The 14632-nt window shown below is 54.0% G+C and carries 13 protein-coding genes and 1 tRNA gene; 4 read left to right on the plus strand and 10 right to left on the minus strand.

The features are described 5' to 3' along the window. Positions 1 to 8 precede the first annotated feature (8 nt). Positions 9 to 200: a YqzE family protein gene (locus MHH82_RS23005; protein ID WP_036660256.1), complete on the minus strand. Its 192-nt coding sequence runs from the start codon at positions 198 to 200 to the stop codon at positions 9 to 11. A 147-nt stretch (positions 201 to 347) separates the two neighbouring features. Here MHH82_RS23005 and MHH82_RS23010 point away from each other — a divergent pair, with 147 nt between their 5' ends. Together MHH82_RS23010 and MHH82_RS23015 are read left to right on the plus strand one after the other, a co-directional pair. Then, complete coding sequence (locus MHH82_RS23010) at positions 348 to 1151, plus strand: N-acetylmuramoyl-L-alanine amidase (RefSeq protein WP_015736657.1); 804 nt, start codon at positions 348 to 350, stop codon at positions 1149 to 1151. 205 nt (positions 1152 to 1356) lie between these two features. Further along, entirely contained in the window at positions 1357 to 3597 is a 2241-nt protein-coding gene (locus tag MHH82_RS23015) for a methyl-accepting chemotaxis protein (RefSeq protein WP_340967958.1), read from the plus strand. 173 nt (positions 3598 to 3770) lie between these two features. Here MHH82_RS23015 and MHH82_RS23020 read toward each other — a convergent pair whose 3' ends face one another. Both MHH82_RS23020 and MHH82_RS23025 read right to left on the minus strand, forming a co-directional pair. Further along, positions 3771 to 4652, minus strand: a complete 882-nt coding sequence (locus MHH82_RS23020) for a divergent polysaccharide deacetylase family protein (RefSeq protein ID WP_145037268.1) — start codon at positions 4650 to 4652, stop codon at positions 3771 to 3773. A gap of 326 nt (positions 4653 to 4978) precedes the next feature. Beyond that, positions 4979 to 5062, minus strand: a tRNA-Leu gene (locus MHH82_RS23025). A 178-nt stretch (positions 5063 to 5240) separates the two neighbouring features. On the opposite strand from MHH82_RS23025, the gene MHH82_RS23030 reads away from it, so the two are divergent. Next, the gene (locus tag MHH82_RS23030) at positions 5241 to 5660 is read left to right on the plus strand and encodes a hypothetical protein (protein WP_096776026.1); all 420 of its coding nucleotides are present in this window, start codon (positions 5241 to 5243) and stop codon (positions 5658 to 5660) included. Between the two features lie 81 nt (positions 5661 to 5741). On the opposite strand, the gene MHH82_RS23035 is transcribed toward MHH82_RS23030, so the two are convergent. The 4 genes from MHH82_RS23035 to MHH82_RS23050 form a co-directional block, all read right to left on the minus strand. Further along, positions 5742 to 6071: a carboxymuconolactone decarboxylase family protein gene (locus MHH82_RS23035; protein WP_009594838.1), complete on the minus strand. Its 330-nt coding sequence runs from the start codon at positions 6069 to 6071 to the stop codon at positions 5742 to 5744. A gap of 69 nt (positions 6072 to 6140) precedes the next feature. Beyond that, positions 6141 to 6359, minus strand: a complete 219-nt coding sequence (locus tag MHH82_RS23040) for a hypothetical protein (RefSeq protein WP_015736661.1) — start codon at positions 6357 to 6359, stop codon at positions 6141 to 6143. Between the two features lie 118 nt (positions 6360 to 6477). After that, entirely contained in the window at positions 6478 to 6807 is a 330-nt protein-coding gene (locus MHH82_RS23045) for a hypothetical protein (protein ID WP_009594840.1), read from the minus strand. 212 nt (positions 6808 to 7019) lie between these two features. Then, entirely contained in the window at positions 7020 to 7589 is a 570-nt protein-coding gene (locus MHH82_RS23050) for a xanthine phosphoribosyltransferase (RefSeq protein ID WP_119851127.1), read from the minus strand. Between the two features lie 252 nt (positions 7590 to 7841). Between MHH82_RS23050 and MHH82_RS23055 the strand changes: the two genes are divergently transcribed. Then, positions 7842 to 8888, plus strand: coding sequence for a YkvI family membrane protein (locus MHH82_RS23055; RefSeq protein WP_036660250.1), 1047 nt, complete (start codon positions 7842 to 7844; stop codon positions 8886 to 8888). A gap of 48 nt (positions 8889 to 8936) precedes the next feature. Here MHH82_RS23055 and MHH82_RS23060 read toward each other — a convergent pair whose 3' ends face one another. The 3 genes from MHH82_RS23060 to MHH82_RS23070 are packed head-to-tail and all read right to left on the minus strand — an operon-like array spanning position 8937 to position 14599. Continuing rightward, the gene (locus tag MHH82_RS23060) at positions 8937 to 12134 is read right to left on the minus strand and encodes an AAA family ATPase (RefSeq protein ID WP_340967961.1); all 3198 of its coding nucleotides are present in this window, start codon (positions 12132 to 12134) and stop codon (positions 8937 to 8939) included. Positions 12135 to 12145: 11 nt separating this feature from the next. Next, positions 12146 to 13453 carry a metallophosphoesterase family protein gene (locus tag MHH82_RS23065; RefSeq protein ID WP_015736664.1) on the minus strand — a complete coding sequence of 436 codons (1308 nt, stop codon included), beginning with the start codon at positions 13451 to 13453 and terminating at the stop codon, positions 12146 to 12148. Positions 13454 to 13462: 9 nt separating this feature from the next. Further along, positions 13463 to 14599, minus strand: a complete 1137-nt coding sequence (locus tag MHH82_RS23070) for a glycosyltransferase family 4 protein (protein WP_015736665.1) — start codon at positions 14597 to 14599, stop codon at positions 13463 to 13465. Positions 14600 to 14632 lie beyond the last annotated feature (33 nt).

Here is a 14632-nt window from a genome sequence, read left to right on the forward strand (position 1 = left end):
CAGCAGCTTTACTTTTGCCTTTTTTTGCGCTTGGAGGATACGTCGTCTTTCCACAGCGACATGGAGAACGGAATCATGCCAAACCACCTTGTGGTCCAGGATTCCTTCACCTTCGCCCTGCGCCGAACTTCCTTAGGCGTATCTATATAGTTAACCACGCGTTCGGTAATATATTTGATCAATTCATCTCCGCTTGCCATACGAATCAACTCCTTATGGTTTATCCACTTCCCAGTATCAGTGTGCTCCATTCAGACCGATTCTAGACTCCTGTTTAACGGCATGATTTTTCTGCCTAATGCACATTCTAATAAAGCCGAAATTTTACGTGAAAGAAGGAATCCATCATGATTAAGTCAGCAGGAGTATGTTTGCTTCTCTTGACGCTGGTACTCCCCGGTTCTGTCACGGAAGCAAGCCCAGTAAAGAAGCAGGCACTGAAGCTTCCAGCACATGCCGTTCATCCGAAAGTGATGCCGGCAGCCCAGCTTATGTCCGAAACGCCGGAATCAACCCATTCCTCAGGACGGGAAATCGACCAATCACATCTTAAACACCTCCACCCATTTGCACATGATGTCGTGCTGATCGATGTGGGCCATGGCGGAATCGACGGCGGAACGTCGCATGGAGACATTCTCGAAAAAGATATCAATCTGGCCATTTCACGCAGACTGTTCATGCTGCTACGCAAGGAAGGCTATCATGCCGTGCTGAATCGCGACGCCGATTACGCGCTAAGCGACGATAACCGCTGGCATCGAAGCTCCTCCAGGCATCGCCGCGATCTGTCGCAGCGCAAGCAACTCAGCAGCGAAATCCCGACCAAGCTGGTAGTCAGCGTCCACGTGAACTGGGGGAAAAATGCGTCCAAGCGCGGAGGCATCGTACTGCATCAATCCGAGGGCCGAAGCACCTTGCTCGCGGAAACCATTCAGGAACAGTTGAATCTGGTATATCGCAGCAACAATGGCATCATGGTAGGCAAGCCTTATTATCTGCTCAATCAAACCCAAGTACCTGCCGTCATCGTGGAAACCGGCTTCCTCAGCAATATGGAGGACCGGAAATTGTTGACTAGCCGTAACGGCCAAATGATGATTGCCGAAGCCATTGCTGACGGGATTATAAGTTATTTAACAGCTCTTTAAATTGGAGCTGTTTTTTGTTGGGCGTCTAGCCTACAGAATCCAACTCCCAGGCCTTTAAACCCATATTTATGTCATGAAAACTGACATCAATATGAAAATAGCATCATTTTTTTAAAAATTTCTAGTCAAATTTTCCGAAAATTATGGTAGTATATCTAACATACATAAAGATAGATCAATCAAATGGGAATTGGGGGAGATCGTTATGTTTGACTGGCTTGGGTATCGCCAAGGACTTCCGCTTTGGATTTCATGGCGTCTGAATCGTAAATTGAAGGAAGACATCGAAGACATATTCGAAGGCATCGCCGAGACGCGCAAAGAGCTGCTGTTCTCCTGGAGCCATGAATATTGGGGACATCTGGATCGACTGAAGGAGCAGCTGGACAAGGACAAGCCCCATGGTTCAACAGTCGGCGGCGAGCATTCTCATCTCTTATCTACTAGTGCCCCATTGAACCAGGAGCAGCTCTTCTCCGCTTTGTACTCGCGCGCTGCCGATTTCACGGAATTATTCTTGCTGAACCCTTCGGGTGAGGTCACGTACTCTACATACGCTCCGCACGTTGGAACCAGCTACAGCAAGAGCAGTCCATTGGGACAGGCAATCATTCATCTCGCCGGCTCGGATACCGGCAAATTGCTCTTCGGGCCGTATGCGGATTCCATCACGTTCACTATCGGTCCCCGCTCCTCTGCTTTTCACGACAAAATGACGCTGCTGTTCATGAATGCCGTTTACGTCAACGATACCTTCGTCGGCATTCTGTGCGGCCGCGTGCCAAACGACGTGATCGGGGATTTGATTCAGCGGGAATCCGGCCACGTCTATCCCGATTCCGGCGACAACTATATATTCATGGCCAAGCCCGAGATGAATCGCCATATTGCTCCGGGCACGGCCCTTTCCAGAAGCCGGTTTGAAGACCGGACCTTCACACACGGGGAGAACCTGAAGGACGGCGTAACGACCGACTGGGGGACCGTGTCGGTTCAGGAACATACGGAGCTCGAGCTGATGTTCACCGACCCGGCAACGGGTCAGCTTCATCCAGGCGTAGCCAACACCATCGCGAACGGAAGCAATCTGTTCGTGGACTTCCCCGGATATTCCGATTACCGCCACATTCCGGTGATCGGCAAAGGTGTGACGTTCCGCCTGCCCCATTGTCCGGATGTTTGGGGGATGATGTGCGAAGGGGATCTCGAAGAGGTTTACCGTATTCGCGGCATTCGCTTCAGACATGCTAAGCTCCATGGCTTGTCTACCCTTATCTCGAGCCTCCTGACGGCTGTCATTGTTTTTATTACGGCTGTTTATTTATCTCCGGCATTCGCAGCCACGGCGGGAGGGTTAGCCTGCTTGGTCACCGGCCTTCTCACCTCTTCCCTGGTCGGCCATAAAGAAATTGGACGAATCGCGGATCGTCTACGCAGCTTCAACCGCTTTATCCGCATGAATGCCGAAGGCAGCGGAGATCTGACGCAGCGGCTGGACCCCCGCCAATTCGATCAGGATGAAACGCGCGAATTAGCCAAATGGATCAACAATATGATCGATTCGCTGGAAAGCATCATGATGCAGGTGAAGTTGACGGCAGGCGATGTTTCTTCCAGCCAACAGGTAATGAACGACACCACCGCCGTCACCGTTACTTCCGCACAGCGTGTCAGCAGCAACATTAGCGAGATGATCCGCAGCATGCGCAGCCAGCTGCAGGATATCGATGCCGTGAAGGACAGCGCGGAACGGATGCGGGAGACGCTCCGCCAGCTGGAACGGCAAGCAAATGAGCAGATTGATGTGGCCAAGAATGAAGTCGTCCGGATCGGAGACAAGATGTCTCATATTTCTGCGAAAGTCGAGGAAACCAATCAGACCATCCGCACGTTCATGGGAACCGTTCAGGAAGTTACAGGCGTGCTCCACGCGATCGAACAAATATCCTCCCAAACCCATTTGCTGGCCCTGAATGCTTCCATTGAAGCGGCACGGGTCGGAGAACACGGACAAGGTTTTGCCGTCGTTGCAACCGAAATCCGCAAGCTGTCCGAACTGACCAGACAGTCCACAGAAGAGGTCCACCGGATTATCGGCCATATCTATCAGGACGCCCAGCACGCCGTGCTCTCGATGAAGGAAGGGACCCGGGTCGTGGAAGAAGGAAACCTGCTGGTTTCCGCGGCTTCCGAGCTGCTTGCCGCCGCAGCCGAAGACGATCTGCGCAAGCACCAGGCCGTAGATGAAGTGGTTCAGCTGATGGAGAAAATCGCTTCGGTCAGCAAGGAGAACCGAAAGATTTCCAAGGATGTGGAGAGCAAAGTGCAGGAGCTGTCGCAGGAAATCGAAAGCGTAAGGTACACCTCAGGCAATGTCGAAGCCATAGCGAAATCGATGCAGCAGCTGGTAGGTCAATTCAAACTCACCGATGCCCGCATCCGTTAATATAGCGCAACATATAAACAGCCTTCCAAGCATGAAACTCGGAATCACCGGGACTCTTGCGCGGAAGGCCGTTCGTTTTATATTAAATACCCGGTCTCGGCTGATCTTAACGCTTGGACCCTCCACCGGTCTCGTCACTCGATTCCGGAACTGTTTCTGTGCTCAAGGAAGATCTAATACGAGCGCAGCGGATCAGGCCGCCAGCTTGAGTGCTCCCTGACGAGATCGCTGATCCCGACGAACTCCACCTTTTTTTGCAGTTCCGGGATCGTGCCTTTCAGCGCCTTTGCCGTCCGGATTCCATATACGCCAACATGGCCGATTGCAATGCAGGAAGTTCTTTCTTCCGCATGCTGCGCCGCGGTCTGCAGCTGCTTGCTCACATGCTGAACGGTATGAACGTCATCCAGAAAGATATCGTTGGAGATGGACGGCATTCCCCTCGATGCTGCCAGTTTGCCGACTACGCTGTAGTAATTCGTTTTGCTGTCGACGAAAAACAGCCCTCTCTCCCTACAAACGTCGAGCACGATGGACATGACCCGTTCATCCCCGGTAACCTTGGAGCCCATGTGATTATTAATCCCAACGGCATAAGGAACCGAATCGATTGCCTCCTCCATGCGTTTACGAATTTCTTCATCGGTGAGCGAACTTAAGATAGCACCTGGTCCAAGCCAGGAAGACCGACCCTGCTTAGGCTCCATGGGCATATGAATAATGACGTCATGCCCTTGCTGGTGCGCGGCCTCGGCATCTTTCTTGCTCGTCGGCAAAAACGGCATCACGGCCACCGTGATTTTGACAGGCAGATTGAGCATTTCCTCGGTCCCTTTCTGATCATTGCCAAAATCATCGATAATGACAGCCAGCTTATTCGGCTTCTTTTCCTGGACGGATCTGCTGTGATCGGATTCTTCGTGCACGTTTCGAGTATCATGGTTGAACGAATCAGGAGCATTAACCACCCCCGCCCCGTACCCGATCTGTGCTCCGTTCGAGATCCCCCATACCAAACACAGCAAGATAATCGATTTTCTATATCTTTTCCGCATTGTTACGCCCCTTTCCACTCATCATCATGATAGCCTTACCTAACCGTATTGTTTGAGAAAAGCTATTCAAATATGTAATTAGAGGCATAAATGTTAATCAGGAATCCTCCGCTTCCGCAATCACCTGCAGCGCATTTCCGACGGATTGCAGAACATTGCCGGCCACCGTAAGATCGTTGGCTCTCCTATTCGTTGCGTGCCGCGGAGGTCAGCGGTAATTTCGGCCTGTGCCGCATTGGCTATCGATTGCATCGCACAGTCCCAGAGAATTCCAAAGCAAAAAAGCTCGTAAACTGCAAGAACAGTTTACGAGCTTTCTCATTAGATGCGGTCGAGAGGACTCGAACCTCCACGGGGGTAAGCCCACACGGACCTGAACCGTGCGCGTCTGCCAATTCCGCCACGACCGCATGTATGTTGTCCACCTTAGAGCCAAGCTCTTATCAGCGGCGACAAGATATATAATATCACGCTAAATAAATCGAGTCAACACTTTTTTTGAACTTGATTAAAAACCTTGTTTTCGGTTAAAATAAGAACATAAGTTCTCATTCAATATCCATTTTCTATATAAAGGCGGTGATGTTGATGGCCATACAGGCTGTTACAACGGAAGAACGGGCGTTGATCAAGAGTTACCTGCTGCTGATGTTCATTCATAAGGTGTTTGAACGGGATTGCCGGATCATTCAGGAGAGCGGGGTATTCAAAACCCCTCAATTATACGTAGAGGTTGTGGGAAACGGCGCCAAACGTGCTGCCGTGCTTCTTCGTGAGGTGAAGCAGGAATTCACCAAGCGGGCGATCAAGGTATATGACATCGGGCAAAGCAAGGACGGGATTCAGGCACGATATGCTTGCCGGGGGTACATTGGGTCGATGAACATTCTATGGCCATCCTTCCGTGAGGAGATGATGGATCGCATGCGAGCGTATCTCGGACTGGTTCCGCCTGAGAGCGATTCCTCCGAGCAAGCCCATCCTCCTGCCGCTGCTTTCGCGCGCTAACATCGCCGTTCCTTAAACGAAAGAATAACCGCCTCCCCGGCTGTACAAGCGCTGTGGAGGGCGGTTATTTTTTATCACAGATCAATGAAGGTTATGCTGCACGCGGGTCAGTCCCTGCGAGAGAGCATGTCCCGCGCTGGCGGCAGACGCCACGGCTACGGCCTCCATGATCTGAGCATCCGAGGCTCCCTTGGCACGGGCTTCCTCCATATGGTAGAAGGTACACAGCTCATTGTTGGCAAACAATCCGATCCCGAGCGCGATCAGCTGCTTCGTTCTCGCATCCAGCTCGCCATCCTGAAAGCAAACGCCGGTGAACTGATGATACGCTTCTGCCATGTCCGGCATGCTCTGCTTCAAATTCTGAATTTCATTCTTGTATGCCGAGACCTTGTCATTGGACATTTCCATAACCAAAAGCACCTCTTCCCGAAAAAATAGTTCCGAGGTTAAGTTGTCCGACGAATTCGAGATCTATGCTTATTCTTCGACCGGGCTGACTCTTGGCTCTTTTTTGAGCTGGTAGCTGTAGCGCCGATCCAGTTTAACGACCCGCCGGTTTCTGCGGCGGATGATAACCTGCTCCGGGTCCCAGGCTACGACGAACCCTATAATATCATTGGTCTCCAGCCCATCCCGCACAACCCGGACCAGTTCGCCGGAGATCCGCAGCTCATCGAGTCTTTCATCGCTGATCATCGCCATGCCTCCTTCATCACTTACTGTGCAAAAAAAGACCTAAATGAGATCATTTAGGTCTTTTGAATGCGTTGCGATATCGACAAACATCCCGATTAAGAGATGTTCTATATACCCATTAACGCTGAGCCGGCTCGATGCTGTCATTCTTCTCGTACCAATAATCCAGCACGGTGGAAGACATGACGCGCTTCTCGATATATTCGACCTGCTGAGGCGTAAACTGTTCCTTCCATTCGAAGGAAACCTCCTCGCACAATCCGGCAATCGTCAGCAGTTCTGACCAGGCAACATAGCGTTTGTACCAGAAGAACTGAGGATGTTCAATCATATAGGGATATAGATCATCAAACTCCGTATGTTTACAATCCAAAGCACGTTCAAAATGTACCTTCGCTTCATTCAGCTTCTCAATCAAAAACGGCTCGGTTACAGGTTGTTTCCCCATGTTGCTGCCTCCTCTCTCTTGCCTACCTCTTTATTATAAGCGAAAATCACGGAGGCGAAAAGATTTAGTTGAGATTTTAGGCGGAAATCCCATTATCATTTACTTCAAATTACCATTTTTTCTCTTCGTTTAGACTAGGGTAACAACCGTTCATGACCTAAGACCCAGCCCGTGACAATCGATCCAAGACAAGCCTAAGGAGACCCTAAGTTTTAGCTGAACGAAATCTTCCCACCCTCAAGCGACGATATGGTGACAAGCGATTCCACGTGAACATGCTGTTCGCGCAGCGTTCTCGCCCCGGCTTGGAAACTCTTTTCGATCACAACGCCAAGCCCGATTAATTCCGCCCCGGCCCGATCAATGATTTTGATCAGCCCTCTCGCGGCGTCTCCGTTTGCAATAATGTCATCGATGAAGAGCACTTTATCGCCCTCGCCGATAAACTGGCGCGACACCATGATATCCGTGACAATGCCTTTGGTGAAAGACGGCACCCGCTCGCATAAGGCGTCTGGATCGGCGAGCAGCGTTTTTTTGCGCCGGGCGAATACCATGGGGACTCCCAATTCAAGCGCTGCGGCAAAGGCAACCGATATGCCGGAGGATTCCAGCGTAACGACCTTGGTCACGCCGCTCTCTTTAAATCTCGCCGCAAATTCCCGGCCCATGTCCATAATCAATGCCGGATCAACCTGATGCGTCAGCAGGGCATCCAGCTTCAGCACCTGATCCGACAACACGACGCCTTCTTTAACAATCCGCTCCTTTAACCAATCCATCCCAAAGACCTCCCATGATTCCTTTGTCGTAAAAGTAACATATTCCTCCCTGTACGGCAAGTACAAACGGATGCTCCGTCATTTAACTTGCTAGTTCCCGTCACAATTCCTGACATAGCTTTCCGCTGCTTGGCGCTATGCTTCCAAATCTCCTCCAGACGTAGGCCTTGGACAGGTTAAAGTCATGTCCCGGCTCAGCCAAGCATACCTTGTACTATGCAGAACGATTAACTTTCAAGGGGGACGCGAGGCTTGCGTAATTTTATGCGTGTTTTACAGATCGCCTTTACATATATCGGAACCGTCGTTGGCGCGGGCTTTGCTACCGGCCGGGAAATCCTTCAATTCTTTACCCAGTACGGCCACTGGGCTACACTGACCATTGTGCTTACGACGGGATTGTTCATTTGGCTCGGCACGAAAATCATGACGATATCCAGGCGGATCGGAGCCAAATCCTTTGAGGATTTGAACAAATTCCTGTTTGGCGAGAAAGCCGGCGTCTGGATCAGCCTCTTCATGTTTGTCATTCTGCTCGGGGTGAACAGCATCATGCTTGCCGGTGCCGGATCTGTGTTTGTGGAGCATCTGAATTTGAGTTATCAGACCGGATTGTTTGTCACGATGATCGGGACTTTTTTTATTCTCAGAAAAGGCATCCAGTCCATCATGACGATGAACAGTCTCGTCGTGCCCATGATGCTGACCTTATCGGTGGCGGTGATCTCTCAAACGCTTCAGTCCCCGGGCGCCACCCGTTTCTTAACCTTGACCACCGATCACAGCCTGCCTTCGGTTTGGCTTGCGCCGCTGCTCTACACCGCCTTTAACCTGGTGATGGCGATGCCGGTGCTGGTCCCGCTCGGCAGCCAGACCGAAAGCGCGCGAACCGTAACCTGGGGGGGCATCATTGGAGGAACGGGCGTAGGGTTTATGCTAATGGCGGCGCATTTTGCGATGTCCGCCCATATGCCCGGCATTAGCCAATACGAGATTCCGATGGGCAGCATCGCCAACCAGCTGGGCTGGTTTGTACAGATCATCTATCTCATCCTGATCTTCCTTGAAATTTTCAGCACCTTCGTTGCCAATATTTACGGCATCACCCTGCAGGTTCAGCAGCGAACCTCGTTCTCCCCGAGAGTGATCACCCTTGGCATCATGGTGTTCTGTTATTTCTTCAGCCAGTTCGGCTTCAGCTCCCTGCTCTCTCTGCTCTATCCGATGTTCGGGGGATTGTGCCTGCTCTGGGTGCTCCGGCTGACTTTATTCGGAACACCTGAAATCAGGGGTAAATAAAAGGGCTCTCCCAAAGGTGCGTAACGCCTGCCTTTGGGGAGCCCTATCTTATGGCTGCATCGGGATGAGCCGTGCATCCGGTATGAGTTCCATCGTCTGCTCGGCGACATGTCGATGACACGTCATCATGATAACCTGCCGATTACGGGACAGTTCCGAGATAGCCCCGAGCGCATGCCGCAGCCGATCACCGTCAAAATTAACGAACAGATCATCAAGCAGCAGCGGCAGGCCCGCTGCATGCGGCATCGATTGGATCAACCCGAGCCGCATGGCCAAATATAGCTGCTCCGCCGTTCCCCGGCTCAATCGGCTGCTCTCCACCAGCTCACCCGTCGGGCGCTCAGCCAGCAGGCTCTGGTCTCCCAAGCGCATCACAACCCTGCTGTACACACCGCCGGTCAGCATCGAGAAGAACCGGGAAGCCAGCTGCAGCACCTGCGGCTGCTTTTCTTCCTCGTACATCCGCCGCGTGCGTTTGATAAACTCGGAGGCCATCGAACGCACCGCATATTGGGACACGATTTCCCGCAGGGCGGATCGGTGCTCCTCCAGCTGCTGCAGGGCGGAATCCTGATTGCCCGCCGATTCCAGCGACTCCCTCTCCTGAAGCAGCCGCCCGCGCCGTTCCTGCAGCTCGTCCCTTAGGCTGTGCGCGGCCGATGCGGCCTCCTCCTTCTCGACGCACTGAGCTTCGAGCTCGGCAGCGTCGGTAAGCTCAAGCAGCTGCACCAGCCGCCTGCGGCCCGTTTCGTCCCATCCGCTGAACATGGTAATTTCATGATGGCGGATCGTGCGGACAAGCTCCTCCTTGCGCTTGGCGGCAGCTCCCATGCGAAGAAAGGTTTCCTCGTCCGCCGATCGGGACGATGCGAGTAATGCCGTTTTGCGCTGCTGCAGCCCTTCCCGCTCCTCTTCCATCGCTGCCGCCTCTTTGCGCAGCTCCTGGATGCGCTCGGATAGGACTTTACGCTGCCTTGAATCCTCTTGGTACGCCTTCCAACGGGAATGGATGCCGCTAAGCTCAGTCACGCCCGGATTTCGGTTGCCGTCAGGGTCGGCTTCGGGATCCGCCGCAATGATCTCATGGCATTGGACGATATAATCCTCGGCCTCTCTTAACAGGACATCCATCTTCAGACCAATCGATTTTTGCTGGCGGATCAGCTCCTGTCCCTGCTCAACCTTCACGAATACATCCAGCATCACGTCAGGCGACAGACTCTGCGGGAGTGACCGGGACCTCAGCCAGGATTCCCACTGCCGTTCCAGCTCCAAATACCGCTTCTCTTCCTGCTCGATGGCGCTATGGATCGTTTTTAATTCAGCCGCCTGCAGGGCAGACTTCTCCTCAGCCGCCGCACAATCGGACGTCAATCGATCGAGCCGCTGCCGCCAGGCTTGCCAGCCCTCCATCACGGACCGAAGCTCGCGCATTCTCGCCTCCACCATGAGGGGGTCACGAGTCAAAACAGCGTTTCGATCCCTTCGGCTGCCCGGAATCGTGCTCCCTGTTGCCGCGGCATAGGGAGCTGAGACCAGACTGGAGTATAGATGGTCCACATGTTCCGTTCCCTGACCGTCCAGCATGGAAGTGCCTTCCGAAGCTTCATCCTGAATCTCGCGCCCGCGTTGAGCGCTCCAGTATATATATCCCATACCAAGCAGCATCACGATGCCCGAGACCACGGCGGCTTCTGCGGCTCCCGTCCATAACAACACGGCTGCAAGCAGCAGCGTCATGACCGCCATGCCCGATAGCAGGCCCGCATACATCCGGGGGAGTCGTCCTCTCCCCGGCCGGCGTGTCGAAACAGGCACGGGCTCGGCACCGGACAGTCTGCGCTCGCGCCAACGCTCGATTTCCAGCTGCAGCTGATTCCACAGCGCAGCCGTCTCCTGCGGCGCAGCAGGCTTAATCATCGCAAAGGCCTCCTGGCCCCGCTCCGACTCCTCGCGCAGCTGCCGCCTTGCTTCCCGCAGCGTCGATTCGGCTGCAGCCGCCGAGCGCTGGGCCCCCCGCTGTTCAATGAACAGCGCCTCCATCCGGCGATCGTACCCGGCAAAGGCAGCACCGATCCGCCGTACCTCCTCACGCTCTGAGGCGGACACCGGCAACGACAGCAGCTCTTGCCGGGTCCATGCCGGATCGATATCCCGGAGCAGCTGCTCCAGCCGGTTTTCCTGAGCTTTATATTCGGCCGTAAGCTCGGCAAGCTCGCGGTTCCCGGCTTCATGTAGACTTCGTTTTGCCGACAGCTCCTCAATCCGCTCGCCGTATTGTTCCAAGAAATCGTTCACGGGTAGAGCCCCCAGCTTATCCTCCGCATCCTCGATCGCCTGCTCAACGCGGATGGACTGGGCATGAAGGACCCGCTCTTCCTCCAGCATCTTCTCATAACGGGGCATTCCATCCGGGGGAAAATGGCTGCTGTCCATCAGATCCTTCAATTCAACCCCGGCCTCTTGCCATTCCAGCCAAGCCGGACGGATGTCCAGCGCTTTGCGAAGCAGCGATAAATCCTCGCCAGCCCTGGCACGTTCCTGCTCCAGCAACTTTAAACGGCGCTCTATTTCCAGAATGGAGCTTACGACCTCGTTATAGCGGGATACGTAAGCCCGGCTGACTGCAACCCGGGTTCTTAAATCCTCGATGGACTGCAGCAGCTTGGCTGTCTGCTGTACCTTCCCGCGAGGCTTATACAGCTTGTCCATCTCTTGGGACAGCTTGCGTTCGGCCTCCAGGATGTTGGCTCCGCCGCCGATCCCGGCATGGAACAGGTAGCCGCTCATCTCGGCGGAGTGCAGACCGCGGATTTCCTGCAGTTCGCTTAACGAGATGGCAAACAGCTGGCGAAACATGTCCCTGGACACGCCGCCCAAAGCGTATTGTTCCAGCTCCTGCTGCTCGAGCTCGATCACGAGCCCGTTATCCGCTTGTTTATGAATATGTACACGTTCGCCCTTGCCGGAGGCGGCATTCCCTTCCCTGGACCGCTTATAGCGCCGGACCACCCAAGGTATCCCCTCCTTATCAAGAAAACGCAGCTCGCCTCCGTGAACGCCTTCCCCGGAGGGCTCTCCGCGTTCCGCCGGCGAGCCCTTGCCCGGAAACCCGTAGAGCATGGCGCTGATAAAATGCAGGACCGTGCTCTTCCCCGCTTCATTCGGCCCATACAGCACGGTTACGGGGGCATCGATGGAAATGCTCATGTCCCGGACGGCTCCGAAACCTTGTATGTTCATCCGTTCCAGCCTCATCTTCCGGCACCTTCCTCCCGCGAACGGTCGCGCAGCAATAACCCTAAAGTCAGCTCCTCCGCCCTGCGAACCCAATCCAGCATTTCCTCCGGGCTCGTCTCGTCAAGCAACGAGCGGATCTCCGCATGTTCCATAAGAGGCTCCAAACCCTTGGCAACAACCCCGTCCGGATCATGAATTCGTTCCTGCTCCTTCCGGACAAGGCGAAGCAAGTCCCCCGTAAAGCTGTCTTCCGCCAACAGCCTCTCCGTATCGATCGCATCCCCGGATTGAAGCGAGAAGCTCTCGATCCAGACGCAGCCCCGATAGCCGCATGTCTTGCCCTTTGCGGCCTCTCTTCTCCGCAGATCGGTCAGCAGCTCGTCCAGCACGTATCCGCCCTCTAGCTGACGGTGAACCGGACTTCGTCCCGTAACCCGAACGCGGATCATGCTCAGCCGATCCGCGTTCGCTCTGGCTGTATCGGTGAGGATGGACTCCAGGGAGCGTCGCCATTCGTCGACGTCCCGGCAAGCATCGATAGGCGCTTCAACGACGTTCCATCGCATCGAATCGAGCTCATGGAAGCTGAGCTTGGTGTTGAAGCTGCCATCCACATCGACGACATAACACCCCTTCGGGCCCGTCTCCCGGACATGGCGTCCCTGGATATTGCCCGGATACACGATATAAGGAGATTCCTGCAGGGTGCGGCGGGAGTGGATATGCCCGAGCGCCCAGTAGTGGAATCCGGCCTGAACCAGCTCCTTTTTCGTACAGGGAGCATAGGTTTCGTGCTGGGGATCTCCGTCCACGTTCGCATGCAGAAGTCCGATATGATAGAGCCCCGGTGAGGGAGCAGGATAGCGGATCGCAATATTATCCGTGACCTTCGAGGTCGGATACGACATGCCGGCGATGACCGCCACTTCTTGTTGGTCCGAACGGCGAACAGCCGTTACGGCTGCAGGCTCCGCTCCAAACACATGGACATGGGAGGGAAGCGTCATGGACAGCTTCGCGCTGTCGAGCGGATCATGATTGCCGTGGATCACATAAACCGCGATCCCTTCCCGCCCCAAGCGGTTGAGGGAATCCAGGAAGCGAAGCTGGGCCCGCAGCGAAATGTTGGAGCTGTCGTAGACGTCTCCGCTGATGACGATAAAATCAACCTGCTCCCCGATGGCGAGCTCCACAAGCCGCTCCAGCGCACGGAAGGTCGATTCCTGAACGAAAGACCGCAGATCGTCATCGAGTCCGCTGATTCCGATAAACGGACTGTCCAGATGCAAATCCGCAGCGTGAATAAATCGAAAAGAAGCCATAACCGATCCCTAACTCTCTATCTGGGGTTGAAATTTCAAATACATTTTTTTCAGTTCATTCACGGATCTGGACAAGGAGTATTGGTTCTTTGCCTTATCCGAAGCGGTCCGGGCCAGCTCGTAACGATAGAGCGGATCGCTGATGACCTTCTCGAGCGCCACGCTGAGCGCCATCGGATCTTCAGGCGGTACAAGCAAACCGTTGACCCCGTCCTCAATCTGCTCGGCGATGCCGCCGACGTCGGTCCCTACCAAGGCGAGACAGCTGAGCGCCGCTTCCGCGAACACCGATCCGAACGCCTCTGCTCTCGAAGGCAGGACAAAGATGTCAAAGAACGGCATGAACTCCTCCGGATGCAGCGTATAGCCGTAAAAAATCGTCTCCTGGTAGATGCCCAGCGTTTTGGCCATCTCCTCGAGCTCCTGGCGGGAAGGTCCGTCGCCGATAATATGAAGGACGTAATCATATCCCTTCCGTTTCAGTTCCGCGCAGGCCTGGAGCAGAATATCCAATCCTTTTGCAGGCACCAGACGGCATACCGTAATCAGCTGAGGCACCGCATTTTCATGGGGAACGGGCTTGAATCTCTTATCATCGAATCCGTTATGGATGACGCCGATCGATTCGGGCGTGTTCACGTAGGGAGACATATATGCCTTGAAGGAGTTCGACACGGTCAGCAGCCGGTCGCTGATATGCTCCAGCTCCTTGTACAAAGACACCAGGAACCGGTGTTCCAGCCCTCCCTCCTTGATTCTTCCGTTGAGGATCAGCTCGCGCTCGTAACTGGAGTGCACGGTTTGAATGAGCGGCACCTCGGGGAATACGGCTTTCATCGACATGCCTGCGATCGGATGATGACTATGGATAAGATCATAAGGCTTTTGAATGCGCAGACGGGTCCACCACAGATAATCCCGGTAGGTTTGAAGGTATTTGGCCACGATCGGGCTCCCTTCGAACTCTCTCCAATCAAACGTGTGGAATATCGGATCCTCCTGGCCTTTGTTGCGGATCCGCTTAGGCAGCCAGAACATCTCCATCTCCCAACGGGAGGAATGAAAGCGCTCCTGCAAATATGGAATCATGGACGAGACGCCGCCCGGCTGTTCAGGAGGGAAGAATAATGCCTGAAGAAGTTTCATGGGGATCCCCCTTTCTCTAAATCTCTTTTCAGA

The organism is Bacillus sp. FSL K6-6540 (assembly GCF_038007545.1).

What these genes read in the sequence shown, in the direction of transcription:
- MHH82_RS23005 (WP_036660256.1), bottom strand. Translation starts at nt 200, where the DNA reads ATGGCAAGCGGAGATGAATTGATCAAATATATTACCGAACGCGTGGTT.
- MHH82_RS23010 (WP_015736657.1), top strand. Translation starts at nt 348, where the DNA reads ATGATTAAGTCAGCAGGAGTATGTTTGCTTCTCTTGACGCTGGTACTC.
- MHH82_RS23015 (WP_340967958.1), top strand. Translation starts at nt 1,357, where the DNA reads ATGTTTGACTGGCTTGGGTATCGCCAAGGACTTCCGCTTTGGATTTCA.
- MHH82_RS23020 (WP_145037268.1), bottom strand. Translation starts at nt 4,652, where the DNA reads ATGCGGAAAAGATATAGAAAATCGATTATCTTGCTGTGTTTGGTATGG.
- MHH82_RS23030 (WP_096776026.1), top strand. Translation starts at nt 5,241, where the DNA reads ATGGCCATACAGGCTGTTACAACGGAAGAACGGGCGTTGATCAAGAGT.
- MHH82_RS23035 (WP_009594838.1), bottom strand. Translation starts at nt 6,071, where the DNA reads ATGGAAATGTCCAATGACAAGGTCTCGGCATACAAGAATGAAATTCAG.
- MHH82_RS23040 (WP_015736661.1), bottom strand. Translation starts at nt 6,359, where the DNA reads ATGATCAGCGATGAAAGACTCGATGAGCTGCGGATCTCCGGCGAACTG.
- MHH82_RS23045 (WP_009594840.1), bottom strand. Translation starts at nt 6,807, where the DNA reads ATGGGGAAACAACCTGTAACCGAGCCGTTTTTGATTGAGAAGCTGAAT.
- MHH82_RS23050 (WP_119851127.1), bottom strand. Translation starts at nt 7,589, where the DNA reads ATGGATTGGTTAAAGGAGCGGATTGTTAAAGAAGGCGTCGTGTTGTCG.
- MHH82_RS23060 (WP_340967961.1), bottom strand. Translation starts at nt 12,134, where the DNA reads ATGAACATACAAGGTTTCGGAGCCGTCCGGGACATGAGCATTTCCATC.
- MHH82_RS23065 (WP_015736664.1), bottom strand. Translation starts at nt 13,453, where the DNA reads ATGGCTTCTTTTCGATTTATTCACGCTGCGGATTTGCATCTGGACAGT.
- MHH82_RS23070 (WP_015736665.1), bottom strand. Translation starts at nt 14,599, where the DNA reads ATGAAACTTCTTCAGGCATTATTCTTCCCTCCTGAACAGCCGGGCGGC.